21 protein-coding genes and 2 tRNA genes are annotated in these 19,733 nt (G+C 39.9%); 18 read left to right on the forward strand and 5 right to left on the reverse strand.

Features of this window, described 5'->3' with window-relative positions; genetic code table 11:
• Positions 1-25: 25 nt before the first annotated feature.
• From P6N53_RS01795 to P6N53_RS01805, 3 genes are all read left to right on the forward strand, one after another.
• The gene (locus P6N53_RS01795; protein ID WP_373322971.1) at positions 26-931 is read left to right on the forward strand and encodes an ABC transporter permease; all 906 of its coding nucleotides are present in this window, start codon (positions 26-28) and stop codon (positions 929-931) included.
• A 15-nt stretch (positions 932-946) separates the two neighbouring features.
• Entirely contained in the window at positions 947-1,519 is a 573-nt protein-coding gene (locus P6N53_RS01800) for a xanthine phosphoribosyltransferase (RefSeq protein ID WP_304540682.1), read from the forward strand.
• Positions 1,520-1,648: 129 nt separating this feature from the next.
• Positions 1,649-2,569 (forward strand): S-layer homology domain-containing protein, encoded by a 921-nt coding sequence (locus tag P6N53_RS01805; RefSeq protein WP_304540684.1) that lies wholly within the window; start codon positions 1,649-1,651, stop codon positions 2,567-2,569.
• 58 nt (positions 2,570-2,627) lie between these two features.
• Here P6N53_RS01805 and P6N53_RS01810 read toward each other — a convergent pair whose 3' ends face one another.
• A complete protein-coding gene (locus P6N53_RS01810) occupies positions 2,628-3,065 on the reverse strand; it encodes a universal stress protein (protein ID WP_304540686.1) in 438 nt (145 codons plus the stop codon).
• Between the two features lie 267 nt (positions 3,066-3,332).
• Between P6N53_RS01810 and P6N53_RS01815 the strand changes: the two genes are divergently transcribed.
• Positions 3,333-3,407, forward strand: a tRNA-Gly gene (locus P6N53_RS01815).
• 51 nt (positions 3,408-3,458) lie between these two features.
• Here P6N53_RS01815 and P6N53_RS01820 read toward each other — a convergent pair.
• A complete protein-coding gene (locus tag P6N53_RS01820; RefSeq protein ID WP_304540688.1) occupies positions 3,459-4,886 on the reverse strand; it encodes a metallophosphoesterase family protein in 1,428 nt (475 codons plus the stop codon).
• Positions 4,887-5,116: 230 nt separating this feature from the next.
• Here P6N53_RS01820 and P6N53_RS01825 point away from each other — a divergent pair, with 230 nt between their 5' ends.
• The 5 genes from P6N53_RS01825 to pgaD all read left to right on the forward strand — a co-directional run bounded on the left by P6N53_RS01825 (position 5,117) and on the right by pgaD (position 8,153).
• Positions 5,117-5,776: a YkgJ family cysteine cluster protein gene (locus P6N53_RS01825; protein ID WP_304540690.1), complete on the forward strand. Its 660-nt coding sequence runs from the start codon at positions 5,117-5,119 to the stop codon at positions 5,774-5,776.
• A 92-nt stretch (positions 5,777-5,868) separates the two neighbouring features.
• Positions 5,869-6,162 carry an abnormal cell lineage family protein gene (locus P6N53_RS01830; RefSeq protein WP_304540692.1) on the forward strand — a complete coding sequence of 98 codons (294 nt, stop codon included), beginning with the start codon at positions 5,869-5,871 and terminating at the stop codon, positions 6,160-6,162.
• An 18-nt stretch (positions 6,163-6,180) separates the two neighbouring features.
• The gene (locus P6N53_RS01835) at positions 6,181-6,357 is read left to right on the forward strand and encodes a hypothetical protein (RefSeq protein ID WP_304540694.1); all 177 of its coding nucleotides are present in this window, start codon (positions 6,181-6,183) and stop codon (positions 6,355-6,357) included.
• 171 nt (positions 6,358-6,528) lie between these two features.
• Positions 6,529-7,755, forward strand: a complete 1,227-nt coding sequence (gene pgaC / locus P6N53_RS01840; protein WP_304540696.1) for a poly-beta-1,6-N-acetyl-D-glucosamine synthase — start codon at positions 6,529-6,531, stop codon at positions 7,753-7,755.
• Positions 7,752-8,153 (forward strand): poly-beta-1,6-N-acetyl-D-glucosamine biosynthesis protein PgaD, encoded by a 402-nt coding sequence (gene pgaD / locus P6N53_RS01845; RefSeq protein ID WP_304540698.1) that lies wholly within the window; start codon positions 7,752-7,754, stop codon positions 8,151-8,153. The genes pgaC and pgaD overlap by 4 nt, the downstream gene beginning before the upstream one ends.
• Positions 8,154-8,157: 4 nt before the next feature.
• Here the strand turns inward: pgaD and P6N53_RS01850 are convergent, their stop codons facing one another.
• On the reverse strand, positions 8,158-8,508 hold the full coding sequence (locus P6N53_RS01850) for a DUF2512 family protein (protein ID WP_304540700.1): 351 nt from the start codon (positions 8,506-8,508) through the stop codon (positions 8,158-8,160).
• Positions 8,509-8,663: 155 nt separating this feature from the next.
• Between P6N53_RS01850 and P6N53_RS01855 the strand changes: the two genes are divergently transcribed.
• The 6 genes from P6N53_RS01855 to P6N53_RS01880 all read left to right on the forward strand — a co-directional run bounded on the left by P6N53_RS01855 (position 8,664) and on the right by P6N53_RS01880 (position 15,670).
• Positions 8,664-9,296 carry an HAD-IA family hydrolase gene (locus P6N53_RS01855; protein WP_304540701.1) on the forward strand — a complete coding sequence of 211 codons (633 nt, stop codon included), beginning with the start codon at positions 8,664-8,666 and terminating at the stop codon, positions 9,294-9,296.
• Between the two features lie 676 nt (positions 9,297-9,972).
• On the forward strand, positions 9,973-11,406 hold the full coding sequence (locus tag P6N53_RS01860) for an SLC13 family permease (RefSeq protein ID WP_304540703.1): 1,434 nt from the start codon (positions 9,973-9,975) through the stop codon (positions 11,404-11,406).
• A gap of 145 nt (positions 11,407-11,551) precedes the next feature.
• Entirely contained in the window at positions 11,552-13,432 is a 1,881-nt protein-coding gene (locus tag P6N53_RS01865) for an aryl-sulfate sulfotransferase (RefSeq protein ID WP_304540705.1), read from the forward strand.
• Positions 13,433-13,536: 104 nt separating this feature from the next.
• Complete coding sequence (locus P6N53_RS01870) at positions 13,537-14,454, forward strand: NAD(P)/FAD-dependent oxidoreductase (RefSeq protein ID WP_304540707.1); 918 nt, start codon at positions 13,537-13,539, stop codon at positions 14,452-14,454.
• Positions 14,455-14,472: 18 nt separating this feature from the next.
• Positions 14,473-14,784, forward strand: coding sequence for a thioredoxin family protein (locus tag P6N53_RS01875; RefSeq protein WP_304540709.1), 312 nt, complete (start codon positions 14,473-14,475; stop codon positions 14,782-14,784).
• A gap of 229 nt (positions 14,785-15,013) precedes the next feature.
• Positions 15,014-15,670, forward strand: a complete 657-nt coding sequence (locus P6N53_RS01880) for a Crp/Fnr family transcriptional regulator (RefSeq protein WP_304540710.1) — start codon at positions 15,014-15,016, stop codon at positions 15,668-15,670.
• A 307-nt stretch (positions 15,671-15,977) separates the two neighbouring features.
• On the opposite strand, the gene P6N53_RS01885 is transcribed toward P6N53_RS01880, so the two are convergent.
• A tRNA-Sec gene (locus P6N53_RS01885) sits at positions 15,978-16,075 on the reverse strand.
• 161 nt (positions 16,076-16,236) lie between these two features.
• Positions 16,237-16,527 (reverse strand): hypothetical protein, encoded by a 291-nt coding sequence (locus tag P6N53_RS01890; protein ID WP_304540711.1) that lies wholly within the window; start codon positions 16,525-16,527, stop codon positions 16,237-16,239.
• 218 nt (positions 16,528-16,745) lie between these two features.
• Here P6N53_RS01890 and P6N53_RS01895 point away from each other — a divergent pair, with 218 nt between their 5' ends.
• Genes P6N53_RS01895 through hemA form a run of 3 tightly spaced genes read left to right on the forward strand, consistent with a single transcriptional unit; the run spans position 16,746 to position 19,729 of the window.
• Positions 16,746-17,708: a polyprenyl synthetase family protein gene (locus P6N53_RS01895; protein WP_304540713.1), complete on the forward strand. Its 963-nt coding sequence runs from the start codon at positions 16,746-16,748 to the stop codon at positions 17,706-17,708.
• A 12-nt stretch (positions 17,709-17,720) separates the two neighbouring features.
• Complete coding sequence (locus tag P6N53_RS01900; protein ID WP_304540716.1) at positions 17,721-18,353, forward strand: precorrin-2 dehydrogenase/sirohydrochlorin ferrochelatase family protein; 633 nt, start codon at positions 17,721-17,723, stop codon at positions 18,351-18,353.
• Positions 18,338-19,729, forward strand: a complete 1,392-nt coding sequence (hemA, locus tag P6N53_RS01905) for a glutamyl-tRNA reductase (RefSeq protein ID WP_304540718.1) — start codon at positions 18,338-18,340, stop codon at positions 19,727-19,729. The genes P6N53_RS01900 and hemA overlap by 16 nt, the downstream gene beginning before the upstream one ends.
• Positions 19,730-19,733: the final 4 nt, after the last annotated feature.

Genomic DNA, 19,733 nt, shown 5'->3' on the forward strand with positions numbered 1-19,733 from the left:
GCAGGAAGGTTTTATCATCATTATTATGGCCACCGCCATCACTGCAGGCACCCCAATTTTATTTGCCGCCCTTGGAGAGATATTAACTGAAAGATCTGGAATCCTTAATCTTGGGGTTGAAGGTATGATGCTGGTTGGTGCAGTTAGCGGATTTGCCTTTGCCATAAGCTTTGGCAACCCCTGGATTGGTGTTTTGGGGGCTATGCTGGCTGGTGGCTTGATGGCATTAATTCATGCTTTCTTAACGGTAACCATGCAGGCCAATCAGGTTGTTACAGGTTTAGCATTGACCCTGTTTGGGACAGGTTTGTCTGGTTTCCTTGGCAAACCCTTCATCGGGATACCCCTTGAAAATTCCTTTAAACCAGTGAGTCTGGGCATTTTGGGGGACATTCCTTACCTTGGACCAATATTTTTTCAGCAGGACCCGCTGGTTTACCTATCCTATATTTTAGTTCCTGTTCTTTGGCTATTAATTTATAAAACCAGGGCAGGACTTAATTTAAGGGCAGTGGGTGAAAATCCTGCCTCTGCGGATTCCCTTGGGGTTAGTGTTTATCGGGTCAGGTATATTTATGTTGTTATGGGCGGTATGCTGGCCGGTTTGGGAGGAGCATATCTTTCCATTGCCTATGCCCCAACCTGGCTGGAGCATATGACGGCAGGAAGAGGCTGGATAGCTGTAGCCTTGGTTATATTTGCCACATGGAACCCCGTGAGGGCTATGTTTGGTAGCTATATTTTCGGGGGGATCGACGCTCTGGGCTTCCGTGCCCAGGCAATGGGTATTATGATTCCATCCTTCTTCCTTAAAATGCTTCCTTATATTTTTACCATAGTTGTTCTTATTATCGTTACACGTAAGGCCTTGGCAAATAGGGTTGGAGCACCAGGTGCCTTAGGCTTGCATTATGATCGTGAGGAACGTTAAATTGGAGGAATAGGTGTGGAACTTCTAAAAGAAAAAATTCAACAAGATGGACAGATAATATCAGACCATATCTTAAAGGTTGATTCCTTTATCAACCATATGGTTGACCCTGATTTAATGTTAGAAATTGGCCATGAATTTGCTAGACGGTTTGCCAAACAGGAAATAACGAAGGTATTAACTATTGAGGCCTCTGGCATAGCAGTGGGACTTACCACAGCCATGGCTTTAAAGGTTCCCTTGCTTTTTGCAAAAAAGCAAAGACCATCAACCCTAGAGCAAGGTTATTATTCATCAAATATCTATTCCTTCACTAAAAATCAATCAGTAGATGTCTTTGTAGCTAAGCAATATATAACCAGTGATGATAAAGTCCTTATCGTAGATGATTTCCTTGCCAGGGGAGAGGCCTTGCGAGGTATGGCATCGCTGGTTAGACAGGCCAATGCTGAATTGGTAGGTATAGGCATAGTAATAGAAAAGGCTTTCCAGGGAGGCGGCCAGCAGCTAAGGGAATCCGGGGTTCGTATAGAATCTTTAATAAGGATTAATAGTTTAGCCGGCGGAAAACTAGATTTAATTGATTAATTTTTATTAAAATTTATTACTATTACAATTCCCGACCAGCTGGTACGGGAATTTCTTTTTATTATCTTTTAAGAATAAGTGGAACTTTAAACTTGGCCCATACGTCAATATATTCGAGGAGGGAAATTTATGCAAAAGCTTATCAGTTACATGCTCCTCGGGGCCTTTGTATTAGGTTCCGCTGTCTGTTGGCCAATAGAATTAGGGCAAGCAGATGAAATAGCAAAAGCTCCAGTTCAGCAGTTGGTGCAGGAGTCTGAAGTTATATCTACAGCAACAGAAAAGCCCGGCCCGGTTGAAGTTAAAAAACCTGAAATAATACATATTACCAGGGGTGAAGCTGCGGAAAAGCTTGTTAATGCCCTTGATTTAAACCTGGATGCATACAGATTTTTCAAGGCCCCAGAGGTCTCCGATTTCTTTGATGATGTTTCACAAGGCTCATCTTTTGCTAAAGCAATAATGATATTAGGATATAATGGTGCCGTAGATACCTCTGAAAGAAGTTTTCGGCCTTCAGATAAGATAAATAGGGAAGAAATGGCCCAAATGCTGGGTGGTCTATTGAGAAATAAAGCAAAGAACAGCTTAGAGGATAATAGCGTTAATAGCAGCTCCATAAAGGATCTTGCACAGGCTAGGTCAGAGGCCATTAATGATATATTGACCGTAGTAGGATCAAATGTTATGACACTAAAAGAAGGAAAGTTTCAACCAAAGCAGCATGTCACACCAAGGGAATTTGAAGCCATAGTCAAGAAATTATCCGGCTTGATAGAGGTAAAGAACGAAGAGGTAACGGCAAAAATACTAGTAAATAAAGAAGGAAACCGTGAAGTAGAGCTAACTTGGGGGGAAAAGCCTTCCAGTGGTTATGAAGTTAGAATTGAAGAATTAGTTATAGAAGACAGTACTTTGATTGTAAAATATTCGACCCAGGAACCAGACCCCGGCTCATATAATTCCACAGTAATAACAGAGCCTAAGGATAGTAGGACCCTGGAGTCTAGCTTTCCAGCTAGCCTAAATATTATTTTACAAAAGTTATAGTTAATAAATAAGGCACGCCTGAAGGTTTAGGCGTGCCTTATCATAATTTTATATTGTATTAGCGGATTATTAAAACCGGACAAGAAGCGTGCCTTGAAACACGGTTACTGACACTTCCCATTAAGTAACCTTTTATCTCTCCTAAACCACGGCTGCCAATTACTATTAGGTCATAATTCTCCGCACGGGCCTTCTCTAAAATTTCATCTGCCGGTTGCCCCATCACAGTGTATAAATCCACATCAACACCCTTTCCGGCCACCGAGGAAAGCAAATCTTCAAGCATTTCCTTACCATTCCTCATTAATTCTTCGATTATTGATTGCTGTGCCTGACCTAGTCGGTCAACGGATGTGTTAACATAGGGTGGAAGGCTTGGAACAACATGCATTAAAGTAACTTTCGCTCCCAATTTTTGGGCCAACTCAATTGTGTGGGTCAAACACTTGGCAGCTCTGTCTGAACCGTCTACGGGCACTAATAACTTACTGTACATTAGCATACCCTCCTTTTATACTATTCCTTGAATTCTATCTTCAGTTCTATGTCTTCTATAAAATTCCTGCAAATACCGGGAGGGAATGCTTAAGTTTTTCATTATCGCCCCCTTTTAATTTGTTATGTTTAAACCTATGATTACTTTAATAGTATTAGAATAAGATATTAATCGGTAAATATTTGCGTTAGAGGAATTTCATCGGTAAAATATTATAAATATATTTTGACAAGTCCAGCCAGAATATGCTATATTAACTTTGTTAATGCGGAAGTGGCTCAGTGGTAGAGCATCGCCTTGCCAAGGCGAGGGTCGCGGGTTCGAATCCCGTCTTCCGCTCCAAAGAAAAATAGCAGGGCAATAGCCCTGCTATTTTTCTTTGGATCAACCCAACTAAGAACTTGGGTTTTGCGTATTTTCAGGTTCATCTGGAGCAGTGCCGAATAAATGCCTTTGCATACTAAATTCCGATGTCACACTGTCTACCCTGATTGAGTCTACTGCCAGCAGACGTGTTTCCTCACTATCCACATAGAAATGAAGCAGCATTACTGAGTAGGGACGTCTCTCTATTTCCTGCAGAGTACCTAGGCCAGAGGCACCAGTGGTACCGGCATTGACCAGTACACTATTATTAGCTGTACTAACCCCAAACTGGTGATTATGACCAAATACCAGAACTGGTGCTAATCCGGCCAAGGGCTGGGCTACATAGGGACTATGCACGGCAATAATGTCTATAGGCTTATGCTCATTTTCAGCCTTAATAAACTCTTTAATCTCAGCAATATGTTTGCTTACCATATCTGGCGCTGCAGGAGTGATTACATTGGAGGCTGATACCGGATCGTGAAACCCGGCTATGCGAAGACCACTGATTTCAACGGGATTTTCAGCTACCAAGACATTGCCTCTAAATTCCTTTAATTTGTTGATGATATCCGGGGAATCATGGTTTCCTGCGATAAATAAATAAGGAACGGGCAAATCCCTGATGCTTTCTAATAATAGCCCCTCCAAAGGGGTACCAAAGTCACTGATGTCTCCCGTATCTATTATTAGATCCACTGAAAAAATCTCTGACATCCGGCTTATAAATTGTATGGCAGCAGGGTTATTATGAATGTCAGAAACATGAAGTACCCTAATGTTTCCCGCAGCAGTTTCCAGGGGCTGTAATTCATCTATTTGTTGGTAAAGCTTATTAAAGTTATCCGCTATTAATTCCAGCTTGCGCCCCAGGGTGTCAATTTTTGCAATGGCTTCCTCGGCAATGCCTATCATCCAGGGTGCAACCTTTAAAACCCCTTCAAACTCAGGATTACGAAACTGATTAGCATCATAATCCTTATAGGTTGCCGTTAACAAGAAAGCAACCACAGCAACGGAAACAAAGATACTTTTAAAATAATCTTCAGGCTTATTGGAACGCATGAAAAATGCGGCCAAAAGTCCAGCAATAATTGCAATAAGCACCAGCATAGCTACATAACGAGTAGCCTCTTGTCGCACCCTTAGTTCAAGCTGTTGGGTTAACTGAGCTTGATCCGGGGACTCCTCCAGAATGTGCCTTAAGTGGTCTAAATCAATATTATTAAGTCTAACCGTTAGCATTACCGGAGTTCTGTGGGTGTGGGCCCTCACTAAGCCAAGGGGGGGCACTTCTATTTGCGTAATTCCACGAATGTATAATGAGGTCTCCACCTGGAATTGTAGGCCTTCAAATGTTAAATTATAGTCACCAAGAAAATGAAAAAACAAAAGTGAAAATATCACAGATAATAAAAGTACAAACCAAAGGGATTTTGCACGATAGATCATCGTCACTCTCCAAAGTATAATTTATGTAGTTATTTTACCCAGGTGGTCAAAGGAAATGATTAATAAATCACAATAAAAGAAGAAAGATCAGCGCAGTTTCTCGACAATCTTAGAGGCTTATTTTGCCGATTTGACTGATATTATATACTATCAGTGGGACCCTACTAAGATTCCACATTTCACTCAAACAAAATTCCTAATACTTGTTTAGAAAGAAGGCTGGGAGCAATATGTCAATAAAGGTATTTAAGGACTCGGGGAGTAAAGGATATGATCTTGAAATATTGGACCCTAGTGCAACGGTACAAGATTATTTAGATGCCTTAAACAACTTTATAGATACGAATATGTCATCACCCTGCCGTGGGTGTGACGAATGCTGCTGGGAAAGGATACCGTTGACCAGTGTAGATGTATTTAAATATATCGAGACTTCAAGCAAGGAGCTAAAACTAGGTTCAGAAAATTTACTCTTAGAATTTTTAAAAAAGTATTGTTATATTTATGTTGAGGGTAGAGTTGTGGATATAAGCCTAGGCTTTACATTGGAAGGAGCATGTTCCTTTCTAAACCAAACCCAGAAGATATGTTCAAACTATTTAGCAAGATCCCTGGTCTGTCAAAGTTTTGTGTGTTTAGAGAGCTCCGAAAGGGCCCAGGATTTAAGATCCCAACTGGTAAATACAGGCATGGATGAGTTAGTCAGACTTTGGCTAATGGAATGCCAGCGTCATGGACAGAAGCCCTTTACCCATGAGGCTCACAGACCCTGTTTCAATATAAGTGACTATCCCCTAAATGGTTTTAGTAACAAAAAGAATTACAGCCAAATACTAATCAAAGATATTTGTAGTGGGGATCTTTGGAAAAAGATATATGTTGGTAAATAGTATTTTTGTTTCCCATTGTTTAATGTAAGACGTATCATCTATGATGCAGGAAACAATCCCTAAATGTCGAAAGACCTAATAGGTGATATTTAATGGTAACTGATATCAGGGATTACCGTAAACACTGTCAATTGAAAAGATTAAATGTCCTGGTAAAGGAACTACTTGAGGTAAGACAATACCTCAAATATTTCGGAGATTTAAATTTACCCAATTATCAGGCCATGATCGTTAATGTCCCTGAAGGTGTTGATGTGAATTTTTTGAAGAGCCTTCATCAGAGACAACAATCTGATTACTTCTATTTTTTTGAATTAAAGGAAAGGGAAGATTCATTAAAGGAAGCAATAAACAGGGCATCGGATGAATTGGATAAAATATTATAAAATGGGAATAATATTATTATGATTACCGATATTAATTCTTACCGCCACAAACAAAAACTTACTCTTCTAAACAAACTGGTTAAAGAGCTAATGACTGTTAGGTCTGAAGTTAGGCGATTAAAAATTGAGGAATGCCAATTAAGAACTGAGATTAAATTATTAGCCAGGGACTTAGATGAATTGGAAAAGATATAATACAGCTTTAAATGCTTGGAGTAAGCCAGGCATTATTTTTTTGTTAGTTCCCTTAGATTAAACACCCATAAATTAGCTAATTAACAAAGATTTATTCATTTTAATGTTCAAGTTGAAAGGTTACAATTAAAATTATAAAAAAAACATTTAACTATGATGCAGGAGAAAAAGATGCTTAATATACTATATCATTATGTCTTCTGGTACCCCCTAGTAATGAGCACTATGTGGATCATCGGGGGGCTTTTATATTATATGAGAAGAGAGAGACAAGCTTCCCCGCCGCTCATTGAGACTCCTTTGGTATCTATTTTAATACCTTGTTACAATGAGGAGGCTACCATCGAGGAGACCATCAAGCATTTAGATAATTTAAATTATCCAAGCTATGAAGTAATAGTTATTAATGATGGAAGTAAAGATGGGACTGTCAATGTATTAAAAAAAATAGAAGAAGAGTATCAATGGCTTAGAATAATTAATTTACATCAAAACAGCGGCAAGGCAAATGCTTTATACTTGGGACTAATAGCCTCAAAGGGAGAAATTATCGTTGGTATTGACGCTGATGCCTTGCTGGATGTTGATGCCCTTAGCTATATGGTGCCCCATTTTACAACTCCCCGCTTTGGAGAAAGGGTTGGGGCGGTAACAGGAAATCCGAGAGTAAGAAACCGCAGCTCACTATTGTCAAAGGTACAACTTTGTGAGTTTTCAAGCATTATTGGGTTAATCAAGCGTTCACAGCGAATTCTGGGAAAGGTTATGACGGTATCAGGTGTCATTGTAGCCTTTCGCAAGAGTGCCCTCCTTGATTGTGAATTATGGGATAGAGATGTGATTACAGAGGATATAGGTGTAACCTGGAAACTTCAAAAGAGATTCTGGGATGTTCGCTTTGAACCAAGGGCAATATGTTGGATGCTAGTTCCTGAGACCCTGATAGGCTTTTGGAAACAAAGGGTAAGATGGGCACAGGGGGGAATAGAGGTTCTACTAAGGCACGGAAATATATTTCTAGATTGGAGACAGAAAAGACTAATTCCTATATATTTAGAACAATTGGCAAGTATATGCTGGTCCATTTCCTGGATAGTTGTTACAATTACTTTTATCCTTAAAATGATCACAACAAAGACCTTTATTTACCCTGTTTTTTGGTCTGGTTCTTATTTAGCGTTATTATGTCTAGTGCAATTTGTGATAGCAATGATAATTGATAGAGCCTACGATAAAGGATTGTTAAAATATTATGTTTGGGCAATATGGTACCCAATTTTCTACTGGTATATTAATGCCTTGGTTGTGATAAGGGCTATTCCCAAGGCCTTGGCAAGCAATAGAAGACGTCAATTTGCTGTGTGGGATAGCCCGGATAGGGGGATTGGGATATCGTGATTATAGATGGCAGGCAAAGGGGAGTATTAAAGGTTCTGGAGAGTTTAGTAACCACACTAGGCTGGCTGTATATAGTGGTTTTTTTGACGCAGATTATTCTTTCTCTGCTACTATGGTATTTTAACCTATCCTTTATAGTTAACGAGCTGGTAATTTTCCCTCATATACTTGATACTATAAAGGTTTTTGCCATCACCCTTTTTATAGCGGGATGCAGTTTTATGATATTATATTTATGGGGTAAGTATAATATTAGAAAATATGGAGGGCTTAACCGCCGTCAATTCCCGCCAAAGGTAGAGGTCCAGGATATCTCAAGATATTTTGGTGTTCAACCGGAACAAATTGAATCATTTCAGAGGGAAAAGTGGATAGAATTGAAAAAGACCATTGTGTAAGCTGCTAGGGGATATCCCTATAACCAACTGATACTAACCATACATGTTGGAAATATTCTACAGCTGTAATTGCAAGGGCAGTTAGCAAAACGCCAGTATAAGAAATGAATGAGCCAGGAAATACAAAAGATGACAAATATATTACAATAGCTGCCAATAAGAAATCTAAAAAAGTATCCAACAAGATTGTTCCGGGTCCTAAGAGATTAAGCTCAATAAAATAAGCAACTATGGCAATTATTAAGCCTGTAATGACTGCTTGGTAAGGGGATACGTAGTGAACTTGATTTATAAAGTAATCTGCACCCAAGACTATAATCGGACATGTGAAAAGCTTGATTAGCAATTCGTTCATTAATTTAGCCTCCGAGTAGTATATTATAGTAGCTTTTCCTTATAAACACTATTAAAACCCGAATATAAGTAGTTTTTCGAAAACTGAACCCCTGGTTATTCACCAGGGGTTTCTTAAAGATGGTGGTAAGGAATAAAAGAAAGAGGAGAAATAATTTGATTAAATATATAATCTTTGATTTTGACGGAACCTTGGTTGACTCAAAGGAGGTTTTCATTTCAGTTTACAATCAACTTGCTAACAAATATAAGTTTAAGCTGCTAAAAACAGAGGATATTGAGCCTTTGAGAAGGTTATCCATACCCGAGAGATGTAAGTATCTCAACTTTCCCCTATATAGGCTGCCCTTTTTTGCCTTGGAAATTTATAAATTGTATGAAGCATCTGATAAAGAACTGATTATGATAGAGGGTATTAATAATTTATTATCAAAATTGGCAGCTAGTGGATACAAAATTGCCATTATATCGTCAAATGCTGAGAAGAATATTAGAGCTTTTCTTGACAAAAAACAAATAACTGAAGTAAGTGATATTCTTTGCTCTAATAATATTTTTGGCAAGGATAAAATTATTAATAAGTTCTTAAGTGCTAAGGGGCTAAAACCTAGTGAGGCCATATATGTTGGAGATGAGTTAAGGGATATTGTGGCCAGTAAAAAAGCTAAAGTAAAAATAATCTGGGTGGATTGGGGATATGACATAATAGAAATGGCAAACAAAGAAGGGCCGGACTATATGGCTAATTCTCCTGAAGACATACTGAAAATAGTCCGTAGTTTAGCTTAATTTAAAAAGAGCAACAAGATAGGCCTAGATGTAAAAATATCCTAGGCCTATCAAAAAATAGGAGGGGTTATACTAATATATTCGTACAATTATAGTTTATTATTGAGAGGTAAGTTATTCCAGTTAGATTGTAAGGAAAAGTAAGCCCCGGCACCGCCGGGGAATTACTATTTTCATTTGTTTACACTAAAGCCGCCATAACCTTGGCCAAATAACAATAGGATGAGAATTAAGAAAACAATAAAAGAGTTACTGCCTCCAAATCCTCCGGTTCCATATCCACCCATGGTAGATCCTCCTCTCCATAATCCTAATATTAATTTTATGGAAAATACTCTAATTTGTGACAAATATTTGCCCACTTTTAACATTTTGTCCGGTAAATGACCAAAGTTGTTCTAAAGTGATGTTTTTGTAGTTGTGTTTACAGAAAAGTAAAATTGTTTTATTTATAATAATGATAGAAAGAACGTTCACAATAACTAGTTAATTGTGCAAAAACAAAGGAGGATGGTATTAAAATACAGGTCATACAGGGTAGGAACTCTGATAGTCCGTTCATTTAGATACACATTTGGTTTTGTTATCATTCTAATAATGTTGAAGTGAATGTCCAAATAAATTTGCGGCGGGGATTTTTTTATGGTAATCTTCCGCTGACCAGGAGGACGTAAATATGAGCACAAACGGTGTTTCTACCCCTGTGGTAGAGCAAGGGGTTGTAGAAAAGACTGACAAATATTTATGGTCAAAATGGCTAATCAACCTCGTGTTGCCAGCGTTGATATTCTTAATACCTGCAACAGAGACCTTCACCCCAGAAATCAAGGTATTTTTTGCGGTAACTGCCTGGGCTGTCCTAAGCTGGGTGCTAAGTACGCTGCCCGAAACCTTAGTAGCCCTAATGCTACCGGTATTTTATCTAATATTTAAAATAGCTGAGACCAACGTAGTATATTCACCATGGACCACAACCATCCCCTGGGTAGTTGTAGGCGGTATGATTTTTGGTGCGGTGCTCATTGGTACAGGCCTAGCTAAACGAATTGCTTACTGGACAATTTTAAAGATGGGTGCAACCTATACGGGGACACTGGTTGGCCTTACCCTAGCAGGTATTATTCTTGCCCCCTTTATCCCCACTGCCATGGGTAAAATGGCCATTTTGACACCAATTGCCATTGGTATATGTCAAGCCTTAGACCTACCGGCCAAATCCCGGGCTGCTTCCGGGGTAATGATTACTGCTTTTTTTGCCGTAACTAACCCGGCATTCTCTTACCTCACCGGTGGTAGTCATATTATTATGGCCTCCGGCTTGGTGGCTAAGGTGGCCGGAGAAACAATTTCATGGTCTCAGTATGCTTATTATAACTGGTTAATTTTCACCCTTTGGAGTTTTATATCTCTGGCCATTGTATTATTGATGCTAAAACCGGAAAAAGAAATACAAGCCAAAGAACTGATAAATCAGCGTTATAAGGAGTTAGGGCCAGTTACTGTCGACGAGAAAAAAGTTGCAGGCTTGATGGGAGTAATTTTAATCGCCCTAGTAACAGACAAGATTCATAATGTTGATGCCGCCTGGATATTTATGACCATTGCCGCCATTTGTTTTTTACCCAAGATTGATTTAATGAATAACGAAAAGTTAGGTAAAGTAAAGCTGGGCATGATATTTTTCATTACCGGAACCATGGCCATTGGCTCAGCGGCGGTGGCAAGTGGAGCAGGTTCGTGGCTTGCAAAGACTTTATTTCCTTACCTAACAGGCAGCGAGCTGTATACCATATTGGCCGTTTGGTTCTTTGGGGTAATGATGAACTTTGTATTAACTCCCCTGGCGGCAGCGGCAAGCTTTACCGTTCCTATCGCCGAGATGGCCATAAGTTCCGGGATTAACCCGGTGCCGATAGTTTATGCTTTACTGCAAGGCTTAGACCAGTATTTGTTCCCCTATGAATATGCACTTCTAATGTTTATCTACGGGTTTGGTTATATATCATTGAAAAATATGATTAAAGTACTGGCGATAAGGATTATTCTAAGTGCAGTTTTCTTAGCACTAATTGCTTACCCTTATTGGAAATTCGTAGGTTTGTTTAACTAGATTTTATGAACCTTGTGTAAAATGGTGCGCTAAACAACAAAAAACAACACCAATCGGCGTTGTTTTTTGTTTCTCCGGAATATTGCAAGCAAACTATCTAAAATTATTGTGCAATCCCACACAAATAATGAATGGAGGATATGTAATGAATGAGAGGCTTACACTCCAAAGGGTAAATCATATCATTAATGAGCAGTATGAAGCGGAAAGACAATTCCTAAAGGAATTTGATACCGGTGACTATACCTTTCAAAATCCCTATGTCAAGGTTAATCCCTATATAATTGCTCCTTTGTCGGCACTGGTAATGTTCCGTACCGATGAGGAAGTGGGAGTCACCATCACAGTTAAAGGAAAGGAGCCTGCAGGGGATATTTCACATACTTTTCCTAAAAGCAAGATTCATCATTTGCCTATCTATGGTTTGTATGGCGACTATGATAATAAAATATCTTTATGTTTGGAAACGGGAGAAGAAAAGGTGCTGGAAATCAAAACCGAACCGTTACCTAACAAAGTAAAATTACCAACAAAAATTGAGACAACCTCGGAATATCTGAAAGACAATGTTATTTTCGTTACTCCAACAAGCTATGCCTATGACGCGGCCTATGATTATAAGGGTGATTGCCGCTGGTACACAACCTTAAACTTTGTTTTTGACTTAAAGAGGATATCTAATGGTAATATTCTTGTTGGTTCTTATAGGCTGGTTGCCCCTCCCTATCATACTACAGGTGTTATTGAAATGAGTCTGACCGGGAAGGTGTACAAGGAATATAGACTTCCAGGAGGCTATCATCATGACCAGCTTGAACTGGAGGATGGCAATTTCATAATTCTTTCACAAGATTTCAAGCGGGGTACTGTTGAAGATATGGCAGTACTGGTCGATAGAAAAACAGGTAAAATTCTTAAAGAGTGGGACTACCAAAAAATTCTTCCGCAAACAGTTGGCAAATCAGGCAGTTGGACTGAGTATGACTGGTTTCACAATAATGCTGTTTGGTATGATAAAAAAACCCATTCACTGACCTTGTCGGGGAGACATCAGGATATTATCATCAATATTGATTATGAAACAGGTGAACTGAACTGGATTATCGGGGACCCAGAGGGTTGGCCGGAAGATTTAGTTAATAGATATTTCTTTAAACCTGTGGGTCAAACGGAGTTTGATTGGCAGTATGAGCAGCATGCTTGTATGGTACTGCCTGACGGTGATATATTTGTGTTTGATAATGGACATTACCGTGCAAAATCACCTGACAAATATTTGAAAGCCAAGGACAATTTTTCCCGTGGTGTCCGCTATAGAATCAACACCACAGACATGACTATCCAGCAAGTATGGCAGTATGGAAAAGAAAGGGGCTCGGAATTCTTCTCTCCCTATATATGTAATGTTGAATATTATGGTGAAGGACATTATCTGGTACATTCCGGCGGTATTGTGAATTACGATGGAGTGGCTTCAGATAAACTAGCTTCCCAGTATGATACAAATGATCCCCTGGTGGTGCTGAACTCGATCACTGTGGAACTGTTAGATGACCAGGTGGTTTATGAAATGCATTTACCTGCTAACTACTACAGGGCAGAGAAGATGTCTCTATACTCAAAGCAAGAAACTCTTGTTCTTGGGAAAGGATCACAGTTAGGAAGTCTGGGTGTTACCGAAGAGTTTTCAACTGATATCCCCGATGTAGAAGATACCGGTCTCATAATTCCAGAAAGATATAAGCCAAAGTTTGCCCTGGAAGAGGATCGACTGGCCTTTAAGGGTAGCTTTGAAAAGGGGCAAGTGGTTATGCTTGTCTTGGAAAATAACGAAGCAAAACATCAATATTACATCCCTACCACCAAAAAGCCATTTACAGCAATGTGTGTGGGAACCTTCCTTCAGGAAGACGACAGCAGAGTTGTAGAATATTACGTAAACAAAGAAGGTCTGTCTGGCTCCTTAGAGGTTTACCTTGTGGTTGATGATAAAAAATATCATACAGGTATAACTATCGACTTCTAAAGGAATTATCAAGGCTATCTATTTGGTTAGTTGTTGTGGCTAGACACAGTGATATCCCTTATAGCTAATTGCTGGTGTCTATTGTAGAAGGGAGTATAGATGAAATGGCTGAGTATGATGTAGCTATTGTGGGTGCAGGCCCAGCTGGTATGACAGCAGCTATATACGCTGCCAGAGCTAATTTGCGGGTCCTCTTACTTGACAAGCTGGCACCAGGTGGACAAATTGTAAATACTTTTGAAATTCAAAATTATACTGGTATGGGAAGCATTAATGGCGCAGAGCTGGCAATTAAAATGTTTGAGCATACCCAGGAGTTGGGGATCACATTTGATTATGGGACAGTAAAAGCTATAGAATTAGAAGGGTCAAAGAAAAGACTAATTTGTGAAGAAGGAGTAACCTTTGAAGCAACGACAGTCATTATTGCCACCGGAACTAAACCGAGAATGCTTGGAGTCCCAGGTGAATTTAAGTTTGCAGGAACTAGCATTAGTTGGTGCGCCATATGTGACGGTCCCCACTATCAAGGTAAAAAGGTTATTGTCATCGGTGGCGGAAATTCTGCCGTTGAAGAGGCAATATATCTGGCAGGCCTGGCAGAAGAGGTGAGCATTGTGACGCTTTTCGATTTAACAGCGGATCCTTCTGCCTGTGATAAATTAAGGGCGCTGCCGAATGTGAAAGTCTATGAATATTATAAAATTACTGAGTTCCTTGGTGATGACACCTTTGAGGGACTAAAGGCGGAGTCAACCCGGACAGGCGAAGTAATTTCAGTTCCAGGGGCTGGGGCCTTTGAATACATTGGCTTGGAGCCTACGGCAGAAGCCTTTAGAGACTTGGGAATATTAAACGCCCATGGGTATATTGAAACCGACGGGCATATGGCCACAAAGATAGCCGGTATATATGGAGCGGGTGATATTACCAGCAAGCATTTAAGACAAGTCATTACTGCCTGTAGTGACGGGGCAATTGCCGCACAAGCTGCAGCAAAATATATTGAAAAACTGAAATAGCAAAGGAGCTTGTTTGATATGGCAGTTACCGTTCGAGAAATCAATGGTGCAGAATTAGAGGAAATAATTGAAAAGGGCAAGGTCTTGGTGGATTTCTATTCTAAGACCTGTGGACCCTGCAAAATGTTAAGCTTTGTTTTGAAGGATGTAGCCAAAGGAATTGATGCTACAGAAATTGTAATGCTAGATTATGATGTGAACAAGGAAGCAGTAGAAAAATATGGTGTTGGTGGCTATCCCACTATGATCTATTTCGAGGATGGACAAGAGGTAGAGAGGATGAAGGGCTTGCAGCAAAAGCCTGCCATTCTTCGTATGATTAAAGCTTGAGCTAATCTAAAGAAGATCGGCATGCCTTAAAATATTAACTACCAATAAATAGTATATAGAACACACTTGGGCAGGAGATGATTTAATCCCTGCCCCAAGGTGCGATCTTTTGGAAGTTATGCTCCAGCAAGGGTTATAATAGAATCAAAAAGTATGAAAGTTTGGAGGTGATCCTATAAAGAGTTCAACATATAATGATCACTTATACCTGATGGCCTTGGCTTCTCCAATGATTTCCATCGAGGTACCAAACTGGGAACCTATTCTAAAGTATGGTGAGCCCATAAAATATAAGGATGGAGAACTAATTGTTGATATTGGAGATGTTGTGAAGAACATCTATTTTTTGCAAACTGGTCAGGTAAAAATGAGTGCCATAACCAGTGTTGGGATGGAAAAAGTAATTTGGTATTTAAATGCCCCAAATGTGTTTGGCGAGGTACCCTTTTTTCACAAGCAGCCAAGCAGACATATCATTTCTGCCGCTGAGGATACCGTTGTTTATAGCTTTAGTCTGGATTTTTTCTTGAAGCATATTTCTGATTATCCCGATATAATGTTGTTTTTATATAAACTGCTGGCCCAAAAGGTTCGGGTAATAACAAATCAAATTGAGGACCTATGTACTAGCAACCCTGGGGTTCGCTTGGCTAAATTGCTTTATCTAATGGCTCATCAGAATGGTAAAAAATTAGCTGACAATAAATACTTAATAGATATTAAGTTGACACACCAAGAATTAGCAAATATTTCTGGACTGCATCGGGTTACAACCAGCAATATACTAAAGAAACTTTCTGAGGAAAAAATTATAGAGAAATCAAGAAATAAAATTATAGTAAATGATATGGACGGTTTATATAAATTAATTTTAGAAAGCGAATAATGGGTATATACAAGCGGGACTTAGCCATTTGACCATGGTTAAGTCCTTTTGAGATTTATGACTAAATAAAACGAGAAACGCTGCGATAAACGCAACGCTTCCCGAAGGTGTCATCTATATTAATTAATGAGAGGAGGTGGTGAATTAAGTATAGTTTACAGGACAAACATTAATAGAGTATTAAAATTCCTTGTGAAATTGTGTAAAACTGTGGGAAAATGTCACCCCAATAGTAATTATGTGGGATAAAACCTTGACTCGCACCAAACAAAAAAGACCTCCGATTTCTCGGAAGCCTTGAAAATACTGGCGGGAGTGTGTGAGAATCGAACTCACCATGGACAGGAACACTGCCCAACGACTGGTTTTGAAGACCAGGAGCACCACCAGGCACCATCCACCCCCATTGCTGCGAAAAGATAGTCTCAATATTTTTCGCAGAAAATTACAAAGTGCTTTTACATTATATAATACAACGAATTACGAAGCAACCTTAAGCAGGCATTATTATTTAATGCTTGTAAAATATTTATATCCTGCCAAAGGGAAGGATAGCTAATCCTAGATTAGTGTAGCTTCTTAAAGGGTATTACTTTACCGCTCTTGTTAGAAACAGGAGTTTTTTCCTTTGTTGTGGGGCATCCACCGGAGCAGCCGGAGCAACCGCTGTTTATGTCTACAAGGCCAAACTCAAAGGAGGTTTTCAGAACATCCTGCCCTAGACTTTCTAAATTTGGAAGTGAGTGATTACCCTGACAGTCTTCGATGTGCTGTAGAATATTGCTAACATAGTCTCGCATGGTTTCTGGATCTAACACATCAAGCATTTCTTTTTTTATAATAAATCTCTTTGTCATATTCAAATCTCTCCTTTTGAAGAGTTACTATAAAACTGTAATTCACCCTTAAGGTTATATTTTCCTCCTAGGATAAAAATTTACCTTTAATGAAAAAATACTATAAGCTACATTATGTGCAGAAATTGTATAATGGGGAGGAATTTTTTAACTATCGGCGAATAAGTACCTGTTAAGGTTGGTAAGATAACCTAATCAAGTAGGTGACAGATTAGATTATGCTAGATTTTTTTAACCAGGTAAGGGACGATCTGGGGGTGGTTGAGCGTGAAATTAAGTCCGTTGTCCAATCCCGAGACCCGCTTTTAACTCAAACTTCCATGCATTTGCTAGATGCCGGAGGAAAGCGATTGCGTCCGGCTTTTGCACTTTTGGCAGGGAAGCTTTATGACTATAGCTTAGATAAATTATTACCCTTAGCGGTGGCCCTGGAATTAATACATATGGCATCCCTGGTTCATGATGACGTAGTGGATGATTCTCTAACCAGGCGGGGAACCCCTACCGTAAAAGCTAATTGGGGCAACAAAATCTCCATGCATACGGGAGATTACCTCTTTGCCAAATCATTGGTGCTAATATCAAACTATGAAAATCCTGTAATATCCAAAGTGTTGGCAGAAACCAGTGTAAAAATGTGTGAGGGTGAGATACACCAGATCTCTACTGCATACAGTGCCAGCCAAAACTGGCGGGACTATTTTTACCGTATTGAGCGAAAGACAGCTCTGCTTATAGCCGCCAGTTGCCAGCTTGGTGCAGTGGCAGCAGGGGCACCCGAGTCGGAAGCACGCAGGCTGTACAGATTTGGCCATCAAATAGGTATGGCTTTTCAAATAACTGATGACATTCTTGATATGGTTGCAGAACAACAAAAGTTAGGTAAACCAATTGGGGGCGATTTGCGCCAGGGCATTTTGACTATGCCTGTGATCTATTCCTTGGAAAGAAGCAGCCAACGGGAGAGACTAAAAGAACTTGTAGAAATAAAAGAAAAAACCGATGAACAAGTAAGAGAAGCTATTGATATAATTAAGGCTTCAGGTGGTATTGACTATTCCTTCGAGGCTGCCCGCAGATATATAGACAAGGCAAAAAATAATCTTAGTTATTTGCCGGATAAACCTATAAAGCAGGTATTTTATCAGATTGCCGACTTTATTGGTATCAGGAGGTTCTAAACTAGCGTTATTATGAGTAATCTTTATCCTATCTTCCTGGATTTAGGAAATAAGCCATGTCTGGTAATTGGCGGTGGCCTGGTTGCAGAAAGAAAGCTAGAAGCACTTTTGGCATGTCAGGCCAATGTAATATTGGTGAGCCCCAGAGTTACTCCACATATAAAAGATTGGTCTGAGCAAGGTAAGCTTATGTTGGTGAGAAGAAACTACCAGCGTAAGGATCTGCAAGGAGTTTGCCTGGTGTTTGCTGCCACAGACAGTCAAGAAGTAAACAACCAGATAAGTAAGGATTGTGTTGAACTAAATCTGCCTGTAAATGTTGTAAATGACCCTGATAAAGGGACCTTTCAGGTTCCATCTGTGGTTCGCCGGGGCAAATTAACCATAGCTGTCTCCACAGGTGGTTCAAGCCCACTGTTGGCTGCAAAGATTAGAAGGCAGTTGGAGGTTCAATATGGCCAAGAATATGCTGAGTTTATAGAGCTTTTATCCGATGTACGCCGCCAGGTATTGAGCAATGTGGATGACATTGCTCAAAGGAAGGCGATTTTTAATGACCTGGTAGAATCAGACATATTGGAGCTACTAAAGATGAAAAAGTATGACCAGGTAAAGGAGCGGCTTGAAAAATGCTTATTGCGGTAATTGGAGTTAACCACCGCACCGCCCCGCTGGAAGTGCGGGAAAAACTATCCTTTCCAGAGTACAACATAACCCAGTGGCTGACAAAGCTTCAGGCACTTCCCGGCATTGATGGGTGTGCTATTCTGTCAACCTGTAACAGGACAGAGATATATATTGCACCTGTGGAGCTGGATACGGGAATGAGTTCGGTTTGGGGCTTTTTAGCTGAAAAATCTGGGCTAGATATTTCCGATATTAAAAACTACACCTTTTCCCATACCTTATATGATGCTATCCGGCACTTATTCAGAGTTGTGGCTGGATTAGATTCAATGATTTTAGGTGAGACTCAGATACTAGGACAAGTAAAAAGAACCTATGAAATGGCCCTGGAGGCAAATACCAGCAATGTGGTGTTAAATACTCTGTTTCAGCAGGCTATTACCACCGGCAAAAGGGTTAGGACTGAAACCGGAATTGACCAAAACCCCGTTTCCATACCCTATGCAGCTGTTGAACTGGCAAAACAGAGTCTGGAATCCCTAATAGGTTGCTCGGTTTTGGTGATAGGTGCAGGGGAAATGAGTGAATTGACGGTTGTAAACCTGGTGGCCAACGGGGTATCCAGCGTTATTGTGTCCAATCGCTCCCATGACCGTGCGGTACAGCTTGCCGAAAAGTTTAACGGCAGGGCTGTCAAATTTGATATGCTCTTTCACTATATGACCCAGGCAGATATTGTTATATCCAGTACTGCTGCCTCCCATTATGTTATTAAGTCCCCGGATATGAAAAGGGTAATGGAGCAAAGGGGTAATAGAAACATCCTGATGGTGGATATTGCTGTTCCCAGGGATATTGATCCGGAGGTAGACAAGATAGAAGGGGTTACCCTCTATGATGTGGATGACCTGCAAAATGTAGTTGACGCTAATCTTGCTGAGCGCAGGAAGGCTGCAGTAGTAGCTGACGGCATTATCGAGGAAGAATTGGATGCCTTCATGTGCTGGCTTTCCACCAGATTTGTTGTGCCTACAATTACGGCTCTGAAAAAAAGAGCCGAAGAGATAAAACAGAGAGAACTTTCCAGGGCATTTAACCGTTTAGGGGATTTAGATGACCGGGAGAAAAAGATTATTGGGTCCCTGGCTAATTCCATTGTAAACCAGCTTCTTCATAGTCCGGTAGTTAAACTGAAGAAGTATGCAGTTACCCCCGAGGGACACTTGTATACTGAAATTTTGCAAAATCTTTTTAATTTAGAAGTTGAGGGTCAAAGAACCCAGAATAATTCCCAACTTGAACCAATAAGGAAAAAGATGATATCCGGCTCCAACTGTACCGACTGGCACCATGTCCATACGGCAAAGGCAATGGAGAGCGGATCTAAGGAATAAAATT

Source organism: Desulforamulus aquiferis (genome assembly GCF_030577015.1).
Classification (GTDB): Bacteria; Bacillota; Desulfotomaculia; order Desulfotomaculales; family Desulfotomaculaceae; genus Desulfotomaculum; species Desulfotomaculum aquiferis.

Excerpts from the sequence above, each read along its gene's own strand:
- P6N53_RS01875 (WP_304540709.1), top strand. The coding sequence starts at position 14,473 with ATGGCAGTTACCGTTCGAGAAATCAATGGTGCAGAATTAGAGGAAATA.
- P6N53_RS01830 (WP_304540692.1), top strand. The coding sequence starts at position 5,869 with ATGGTAACTGATATCAGGGATTACCGTAAACACTGTCAATTGAAAAGA.
- P6N53_RS01850 (WP_304540700.1), bottom strand. The coding sequence starts at position 8,508 with ATGAACGAATTGCTAATCAAGCTTTTCACATGTCCGATTATAGTCTTG.
- P6N53_RS01810 (WP_304540686.1), bottom strand. The coding sequence starts at position 3,065 with ATGTACAGTAAGTTATTAGTGCCCGTAGACGGTTCAGACAGAGCTGCC.
- P6N53_RS01795 (WP_373322971.1), top strand. The coding sequence starts at position 26 with ATGGCCACCGCCATCACTGCAGGCACCCCAATTTTATTTGCCGCCCTT.
- P6N53_RS01865 (WP_304540705.1), top strand. The coding sequence starts at position 11,552 with ATGAATGAGAGGCTTACACTCCAAAGGGTAAATCATATCATTAATGAG.
- P6N53_RS01805 (WP_304540684.1), top strand. The coding sequence starts at position 1,649 with ATGCAAAAGCTTATCAGTTACATGCTCCTCGGGGCCTTTGTATTAGGT.
- P6N53_RS01860 (WP_304540703.1), top strand. The coding sequence starts at position 9,973 with ATGAGCACAAACGGTGTTTCTACCCCTGTGGTAGAGCAAGGGGTTGTA.
- pgaC (WP_304540696.1), top strand. The coding sequence starts at position 6,529 with ATGCTTAATATACTATATCATTATGTCTTCTGGTACCCCCTAGTAATG.
- P6N53_RS01825 (WP_304540690.1), top strand. The coding sequence starts at position 5,117 with ATGTCAATAAAGGTATTTAAGGACTCGGGGAGTAAAGGATATGATCTT.
- P6N53_RS01890 (WP_304540711.1), bottom strand. The coding sequence starts at position 16,527 with ATGACAAAGAGATTTATTATAAAAAAAGAAATGCTTGATGTGTTAGAT.
- P6N53_RS01870 (WP_304540707.1), top strand. The coding sequence starts at position 13,537 with ATGGCTGAGTATGATGTAGCTATTGTGGGTGCAGGCCCAGCTGGTATG.
- P6N53_RS01835 (WP_304540694.1), top strand. The coding sequence starts at position 6,181 with ATGATTACCGATATTAATTCTTACCGCCACAAACAAAAACTTACTCTT.
- P6N53_RS01820 (WP_304540688.1), bottom strand. The coding sequence starts at position 4,886 with ATGATCTATCGTGCAAAATCCCTTTGGTTTGTACTTTTATTATCTGTG.
- P6N53_RS01895 (WP_304540713.1), top strand. The coding sequence starts at position 16,746 with ATGCTAGATTTTTTTAACCAGGTAAGGGACGATCTGGGGGTGGTTGAG.
- P6N53_RS01900 (WP_304540716.1), top strand. The coding sequence starts at position 17,721 with ATGAGTAATCTTTATCCTATCTTCCTGGATTTAGGAAATAAGCCATGT.
- hemA (WP_304540718.1), top strand. The coding sequence starts at position 18,338 with ATGCTTATTGCGGTAATTGGAGTTAACCACCGCACCGCCCCGCTGGAA.
- P6N53_RS01880 (WP_304540710.1), top strand. The coding sequence starts at position 15,014 with ATGATTTCCATCGAGGTACCAAACTGGGAACCTATTCTAAAGTATGGT.